This window comes from Mycobacterium sp. E2699 (genome assembly GCF_001666745.1).
Lineage (GTDB): Bacteria > Actinomycetota > Actinomycetes > Mycobacteriales > Mycobacteriaceae > Mycobacterium.
Genome location: NZ_LZJH01000077.1, coordinates 330,070 through 336,693, shown reverse-complemented (window position 1 = coordinate 336,693; position 6,624 = coordinate 330,070). Strand labels below are relative to the sequence as shown.

General features: G+C 69.2%; 6 protein-coding genes. 3 read left to right on the top strand and 3 right to left on the bottom strand.

Features of this window, described 5'->3' with window-relative positions; translation table 11 throughout:
- Nucleotides 1-276, top strand: a 276-nt coding sequence (locus A5696_RS13445; RefSeq protein WP_231964313.1) for a nuclear transport factor 2 family protein, incomplete at its 5' end; no start/stop codon positions are given.
- 2 nt (nucleotides 277-278) lie between these two features.
- On the opposite strand, the gene A5696_RS13440 is transcribed toward A5696_RS13445, so the two are convergent.
- From A5696_RS13440 to A5696_RS13430, 3 genes are all read right to left on the bottom strand, one after another.
- Complete coding sequence (locus tag A5696_RS13440; RefSeq protein WP_067879128.1) at nucleotides 279-662, bottom strand: DUF5073 family protein; 384 nt, start codon at nucleotides 660-662, stop codon at nucleotides 279-281.
- Complete coding sequence (locus A5696_RS13435; protein ID WP_067879123.1) at nucleotides 662-1,447, bottom strand: heavy metal-binding domain-containing protein; 786 nt, start codon at nucleotides 1,445-1,447, stop codon at nucleotides 662-664. The genes A5696_RS13440 and A5696_RS13435 overlap by 1 nt, the downstream gene beginning before the upstream one ends.
- Before the next feature lie 81 nt (nucleotides 1,448-1,528).
- A complete protein-coding gene (locus A5696_RS13430; protein WP_067879120.1) occupies nucleotides 1,529-2,929 on the bottom strand; it encodes a wax ester/triacylglycerol synthase family O-acyltransferase in 1,401 nt (466 codons plus the stop codon).
- Between the two features lie 414 nt (nucleotides 2,930-3,343).
- Here A5696_RS13430 and A5696_RS13425 point away from each other — a divergent pair, with 414 nt between their 5' ends.
- On the top strand, nucleotides 3,344-4,042 hold the full coding sequence (locus A5696_RS13425) for an ABC transporter ATP-binding protein (protein WP_067879269.1): 699 nt from the start codon (nucleotides 3,344-3,346) through the stop codon (nucleotides 4,040-4,042).
- Complete coding sequence (locus A5696_RS13420) at nucleotides 4,039-6,552, top strand: FtsX-like permease family protein (RefSeq protein WP_067879116.1); 2,514 nt, start codon at nucleotides 4,039-4,041, stop codon at nucleotides 6,550-6,552. Before A5696_RS13425 ends, A5696_RS13420 begins: the two co-directional genes overlap by 4 nt.
- The last annotated feature ends 72 nt before the right edge of the window (nucleotides 6,553-6,624 follow it).

The window sequence follows — 6,624 nt, the reverse complement described above, 5'->3', positions numbered from 1 at the left end:
ATCGATACGGTGATGAGCCTGCTCGCGGTGAGGAAGGCGGGATTCAAGGCCGAGAACAACCAGCGGCGCCACGCGCTGAACTCGTTCTGGTTCTCCGGCCAAAGCGACAGCGAGGCCACCGGGCACTGCTATGTCCAGGTCTTCGCGGTCAAAGACGGCGGCCCGCCCACCCCCGACCTGACCGGCCGCTACGAGTTCACCGCGGTCAAGCGGGACGGCGCGTGGCGGTTCAGCAGGTGGGTGGTGGCGCTCGACCAGCAGCAACCGGCCGACTGACGTCAGAAGCGGGTCCCGGAACCGGTCTCCAGGGCTTCGAGCGCCGCGTCGATGTTGGGAATGATCGTCGGACCGTAGCCGGTGACCAGCTGCCCGAGCGCGCGGGCGATATGCGGACCGACGGCGCCGGCGGCGAGCACCTCCTCGGCGAGGACGACGCCGTTCACCACATGGGCGGCGCCGAGCCGGCCGTCGGCGCTCAGCTCGTACCGCCAGTCGCCGATCTGGACGCGCTCCGGCTGCGAGCGGAAAAAGCCCCGCCGCGCCGGGACGACGATCACCCCGGGAACACCGGAGAACACCTTAACGACGAGGGCGACGCCTCCGGGGCCGGCCAGGGCCGACGCGATAGCGTGACTGACCCGCTCGTGGTCGAAGCCTGTCATCAATCGCTCATCGGCAGGACGAACGACGGCGTCAGGGTTTGCGCCTCGCCGCCGCGGCGCACGGCCGTTCCCGCGACGTAGAACTCCACCGTGTGATGCCCCCAGGCATAGTTCGAGATCGCGAAATGCACGCCGACGACGCCGTTTCCGCCGTCGCGCTCGGCCTCGCTCTGCATGCGCGACATCGCCAACTCCCGCGCCTGGTAGCTGCCCTGCGTCCATTGCGGCATCTCGGTATTGCGTCCCGCCTGCTTCATCATCGCCATAAACCCTTGCACGGCAACGTGAAACACGCAGTTGCCCATCACGAAGGCGACCGGGGCGTACCCGGACCGCAGCAGCGTCGTCATGTCCTGGCCGGACAAATGGCTGGTGAACGCCTGGCCGTTGGGGCGTCGGTACGCACCCGGCTTCGGCGTGTACCGCACGGCGGTACCGACCGCGATGAACTCGAGGTGCTCACCCTCCCCCTGATGGCGCCATTCGAGGCGGACGCCGACCACTCCGTCGGCGCCGAGCGAATCGGCCTCGGCCTGCATCCGTGACATCGCGTTCCACCGCGCGCGGTAGGTCGCCTCGGTGAGCACGGGCAGCTCGGATTGCTGCCTGATGCCGGTGAATTGGTAGCCGACGTGATAGACCGATACGCCCATCACGAGTTCGATCGGTTCGAAACCGGCCCCGTGCAGCAAGGCGAATTCGTTGATCGACAGGTCGGAGGTGAAGACCTTGCCTGCGTGTGACAGCCGTTCGCTGGCCACCGGGTCGAGCGGGTTAGGTTGCATCGGCCACCAGCCCTCCTGAGGTTCGGAAGGCCAGCGTAGCTTGCCGACGGGCGATCGCCGGGTGGCTTGACCTCGCGAGAACTAGCTCGGGCAGCTACCCGCCGGCTGATGCTCTCCGCATTCCAGCAGTTCCTTGAGCGCGTCGGGAAATGCATCGGCGATGCCCCACAGGTCGGGCAGCAGGTCGGGACAGGCGATGATGCCGATCCCCAGGTCCCCGTTGAGCGACATGACGGTGATGTTCAGGCCCGCGCTGCCGATGATCGGGCCCATCGGATACATGCTGTCCACGTGGCAGCCCAGGAAATACAACTGGTTCTGCGGGCCGGGCACATTCGACAGGATCAGGTTGTACGCGGGGCTGTGCGATATCGGGATGTGCGGGAGGATCCGCATGGCCGCACCGAACATGGTTGGTCCGCCGAACTGGGTCCAGTCGTGCAGCAGCGTCGGCCCGATGGCCGCGGTGTGGTCTTTCGCGGCGGCATTACCCGCCGCGGTGGCACGGATGCGTTCGGCCGGATCGCCGATCTGGCTCGGCACCCGGCAAAACATCCACGTGGTCTGGTTGCGGCCGGGTCGGTCGCACTTCTCGTGCACCGACACCGGCACGGTGGCCACCAGCGGCTGGTCGGGCAGCTCGCCGCGCTCGAGCAGGAACCGCCGCAGCACCCCCGCGCAGAGGGTCACGACCACGTCGTTGACCGTCACGCCGAACCGGTCCTTGACGCGCTTGACGTCGCGCATGTCCAGCTGGGTGAAGGCGATGTTGCGGTGCCGGCTCACGGCGCCATTGAACGGCGTCGGGGGTGCCGTGAACGGGGCGGCCATGGTGCGGCCGTCGCGCGCGCGAAGCATCGTTTGCGCCAGGGTCAGCATTGTCGCCGGCACCACGGTCGCGAGCCGCAATGGCCGCAATGCGAAACCCATCAGTCCGCTCGCGGCAATCTGCAGCGAATTACCGCGGCCGGCGCCGCACGCCGGCTGTGGTGGCGGCGCGTCGGGCTCCAGGGTGCACAGCTGGGCCAGCAGATTCGCGCCGGCGACCCCGTCGACCACCGCATGGTGGACCTTGAGCATCACCGCCACCGCGCCCGTGCGGGCACCGCCTTCCAGCACCCACATCTCCCACAGCGGGTGATCGCGATCAAGCGGAAGCCCGGCGATATAGCCACAGATGTCGGCCAGCTCGCGGCGCCCCCCGGGCGCCGGCACCCCGATGCGCCGAAAGTGTCGTCGCAGGCGGAAGTCCTCGTCATCCACCCACACCGGGTGATCCAGGTTCAGCTGCGTATCGGCGAGCTTCATGCGAAATTCCGGCATCGCGGCCACGCGTTTGGCCACCGCGGCGCGGAAGCGCCCGTAGGTGTAGCCGCCCGGCATCGTGGACGTGTCCAACTCCAAAATGCAACACACGTTCAACGGCTGCGTCGGCGTCTCCAAATAGAGAAAGAATGCGTCAAGTCCGCTGAGTCGTTCCATAGCCGCCCGCCCGACTAGTGACCTGTAAATCCCCGCCTAACCCCACAGAGTTTAGGTAGCGAAAATGCGGACATCCACTGCTTAACAAATCTTTACGCGTTAATTGTTGATGACCGTGGCGTGGTATCACCGGCCCGCTCCGAAACAGGCCGCAATAAGCCCCCGGGTGCGGCGCGCGCCCCTCAGGAACCGTCGGATTTCCCCGGACGCCGCGAAAGTTAAACATCCCTTTCGGCCATCGCCGCCCACGAGACGCAAGCGGAGTGAACCGATCGGGGCGCGGCCTCGTTATCTCCGATACCAGCGCCTCGGGGGCACGGTCTGTGTGGGGCGGTGCGTGCGCTGACGAGTGCGACGCGCGGGAGGATCATGTCCGGACGGATCGACACCTGCGGTGCTACGACGCACCGACCGCTGACCATCGAGCTTCGCGACGTCGTGCGCGAGTACCGGGTCGGCGGTCAGTCCGTGCGCGCGCTCGACGAGATCGGGCTGCGCCTCGACGGCGGGCACTTCGTCTCGGTCGTCGGGCCTTCGGGGGCGGGCAAGAGCACCCTGCTGCATCTGCTCGGTGCCCTCGACTCGCCCGATTCGGGGTCCATCGAATTCGACGGCGACGAGATCGGCCGCCTCAGCGATGAGCAGCAGTCGGCGTTCCGCCACCGCCGGGTCGGCTTCGTCTTCCAGTTCTTCAACCTGCTGCCGACGCTGTCGGCGTGGGAGAACGTCGCGGTCCCGAAGCTGCTCGACGGCGTCCGGCTGGGCAGGGCCAAACCGGACGCCATTCGGCTGCTGGGCCGCGTGGGGCTGGGCAACCGGACCGAGCACCGGCCCGCCGAGCTGTCGGGCGGCCAGATGCAGCGGGTCGCCGTGGCGCGCGCATTGATGATGGATCCACCCCTGATCCTCGCCGACGAACCGACCGGGAACCTCGACTCCACAACGGGGGCGTCGATCCTGGCGCTGCTCGGCGAGGTCGCGCACGATCCGGGCCGCCGCCGGCTGGTAGTGATGGTGACCCACAACGCGGAGGCGGCAGACGCGACCGATCGCGTGATCATGCTGCAGGACGGCCGGATCAGTTCCGATGAGCGGCTGGCGGTCCCGGTGTGACACCGGGTTCCGTGATCGGCGCCGCGGCGAGCCGGCTGCGCCTGTTCAGCCTGCGCGAGCTTGCCGTGCACCGCCGGCGCACGATCGCGTCGATCGCCGTGATGGCCGTGTCGGCCATGTACCTGGTCGCGGTTTTCGGCATCTTCGGCTCGATCACCGGATCGGTCAATCGGCTCGCCGACGGGATCGCGGGCGTCGCCTCACTGGAAGTGTCGGGCATCACCGACTCCGGGTTTCCCGACACGGTCACCGCCGACGTGGCCGCCGTTCCCGGCGTGGCGACCGCGGCGCCGATGATCCGGACGACGGCGTCGACACCGTCGGGGCCGGTCCTGCTGTTCGGTGCCGACGACCGCCTCGCCGCGCTGGGCGGAGCCCTGAAGGACGCGTTGAAAGGCGGGGTCGACGACGGCGCGCCGGGGCGGCTGTCGCCGAACGCGGTCCGGGTGGGTCCCGGCGTCGGTCACGCCAAGGGTGACACGTTCACGCTTGGTTCGGCCCCGGTGACGGTCGGCGAGGTGCTCACCGGCAGGCAGGCCGCGGCCCTCAACGGCGGGCACTACGTCCTCGCTCCACTTGCCCTGGCGCAGAACGTCACCGGGCGGCAGGGCCAGCTCGACTCGATCCTGATCACCACCGAGCCCGGCGCCGACCTCGCCCAGGTGCGCGCGGCCGTCACCCGCGCGGTGAACGGCCGGGCCATCGTCGCCGACCCCGGCATGCGGGCTACGCGTGCCGGCGACGGTGTCAAGCTGATGAACTACATGGCCCTGATGGGCGCCATGGTTGCGCTGATGGTCGGCGCGTTTTTGATCTACACCACCATGACGATGGCGATCAGCCAGCGCCGCCCCGCCATCTCGCTGCTGCGTGCCCTGGGCGCCCGGCGCGCCACCATCGTCCGCGACATGCTCGCGGAGGCGGCGATACTCGGGGTCGTCGGCGGGGCCCTGGGGTCGGCCATCGGAATAGCGCTGGGCCACATCGCGATTGGCCGACTGCCTCCGGCCATGACCCAGGGGCTGGAAGCCCGCATCGAGTACTGGCTGCCGGGCTACGCCATCCCGGCGGCCGTCGCGGTGACGGCGCTCACCAGCGTGGTGGCGTCGGCGATGGCGGCGCGGCAGGTGTACAAGGTCGCCCCCATCGAGGCGTTGGCGCCCGTGGGGGTTTCGGCCGCCGACCGCGTGACGCGGTGGCTGCGGATCACCAGCGGGGTGGCGGCGATCGCGGTCTTCGGTGTGTCCATCGCGGTGGTGCTCAACGAGCGTGGCGCCCCCACCTTTGCCGCCGTCTCCGCGGTGTTCGCCGCCGAGATAGCGCTCGGCTTCGCGCTCACCGTGCCAGTTGTCAGCGCCACCGCCGGCGTGGCCCGGGCCTTCGGCTCCGTCGGTGCGCTCGCGGCCGCCACCATCGAGCGCGCGCCGCGACGGGTGTGGGCGACCGTGATGACGGTGCTCATCGCCGTGGTCACCACCGTCACGATCACCGGCACCAATGCCGACATGATCCGGTCCGCGCGGGGCATCTTCGCCCCGGTCGCCGAGGTTCCGGTGTGGGTGAGCGCCAACGCCCCCGACGGGTTTCCCACCGACGCTCTGCCACAAGGCATTTCGGAGACGGTCACGGCGTTGCCCGGCGTACGTCGCGTCACCGAGGGCGCGCTCGGCTTCGCCGAGGTGGGCGGCACCCGCGTCATGCTCGACGGGTTCGCCGCTGGAACGGCCGATCCGCTGTACCGCGCGCTCGACGAGCGTGCTCGCGACGACGTGCTCGCCGGCCGGGGCGTGGTGCTCTCGCAGAACCTGGGCGCGACCCTGCACGTTCGGGTCGGCGGCCAGTTGCGGATGCAAACACCGCACGGAGCGCGTGCGGCGCGGGTGCTGGCCCTCGTCCCCTACTTCTCCACGGTCATCGGCACGATCGGGATGGGCCTCGATCAGATGCGCGCCTGGTTCGACCGCCCGGTGGCGACGACGCTCGAAATCGCCGCGGCGCCGGGCGCGGACACCCGGCGCCTGCTGGCGGAGGTCCGGGGCGTGGTGCCGGCGCCGAACTACGTCTACGACGGTCGCACCAAGCTGGCCGGCCTACAGGCCCCGATGCGCCAGAGCATGTTCATCGCGAATGCCGTGTGGATCATCGTCGCGTGCGTGGCCGCGGTGGCGTTGCTGAACACCCTGACCCTGTCCGTGCTGGAACGGCGTCGCGAAATCGGTGTGTTGCGGGCGATGGGCGCCAGTCGTCGGTTCACGCTGGCCATGGTGCTGGCCGAGGCGATGGGCATCGGCGTCATCGGTGGCGTGTCGGGGCTGATGTTCGGGTTTGCCGACCAGTGGCTGTTCAGCCTGGTCAGCGGGGACATGATGAATTTCCGGGTCGCGTTTCACCCGGGCTGGACGGCGGTCGGCTTCTGCCTCGGCGCCCTGACGCTCAGCCTGCTCGGCTCGCTGCCGCCGGGCCGGCGCGCGGCCCGCCTCAACATCATCGAGGCCGTGAGCGCGGAATAGGCGGAATGGTCACCCGCGCCGGAACTCAGAAGCCGAGCGGAAGCAGCGCGGTGAACAGCGGGGCCAACGGAT

What these genes read in the sequence shown, in the direction of transcription:
- A5696_RS13440 (WP_067879128.1), bottom strand. Translation starts at nt 662, where the DNA reads ATGACAGGCTTCGACCACGAGCGGGTCAGTCACGCTATCGCGTCGGCC.
- A5696_RS13435 (WP_067879123.1), bottom strand. Translation starts at nt 1,447, where the DNA reads ATGCAACCTAACCCGCTCGACCCGGTGGCCAGCGAACGGCTGTCACAC.
- A5696_RS13430 (WP_067879120.1), bottom strand. Translation starts at nt 2,929, where the DNA reads ATGGAACGACTCAGCGGACTTGACGCATTCTTTCTCTATTTGGAGACG.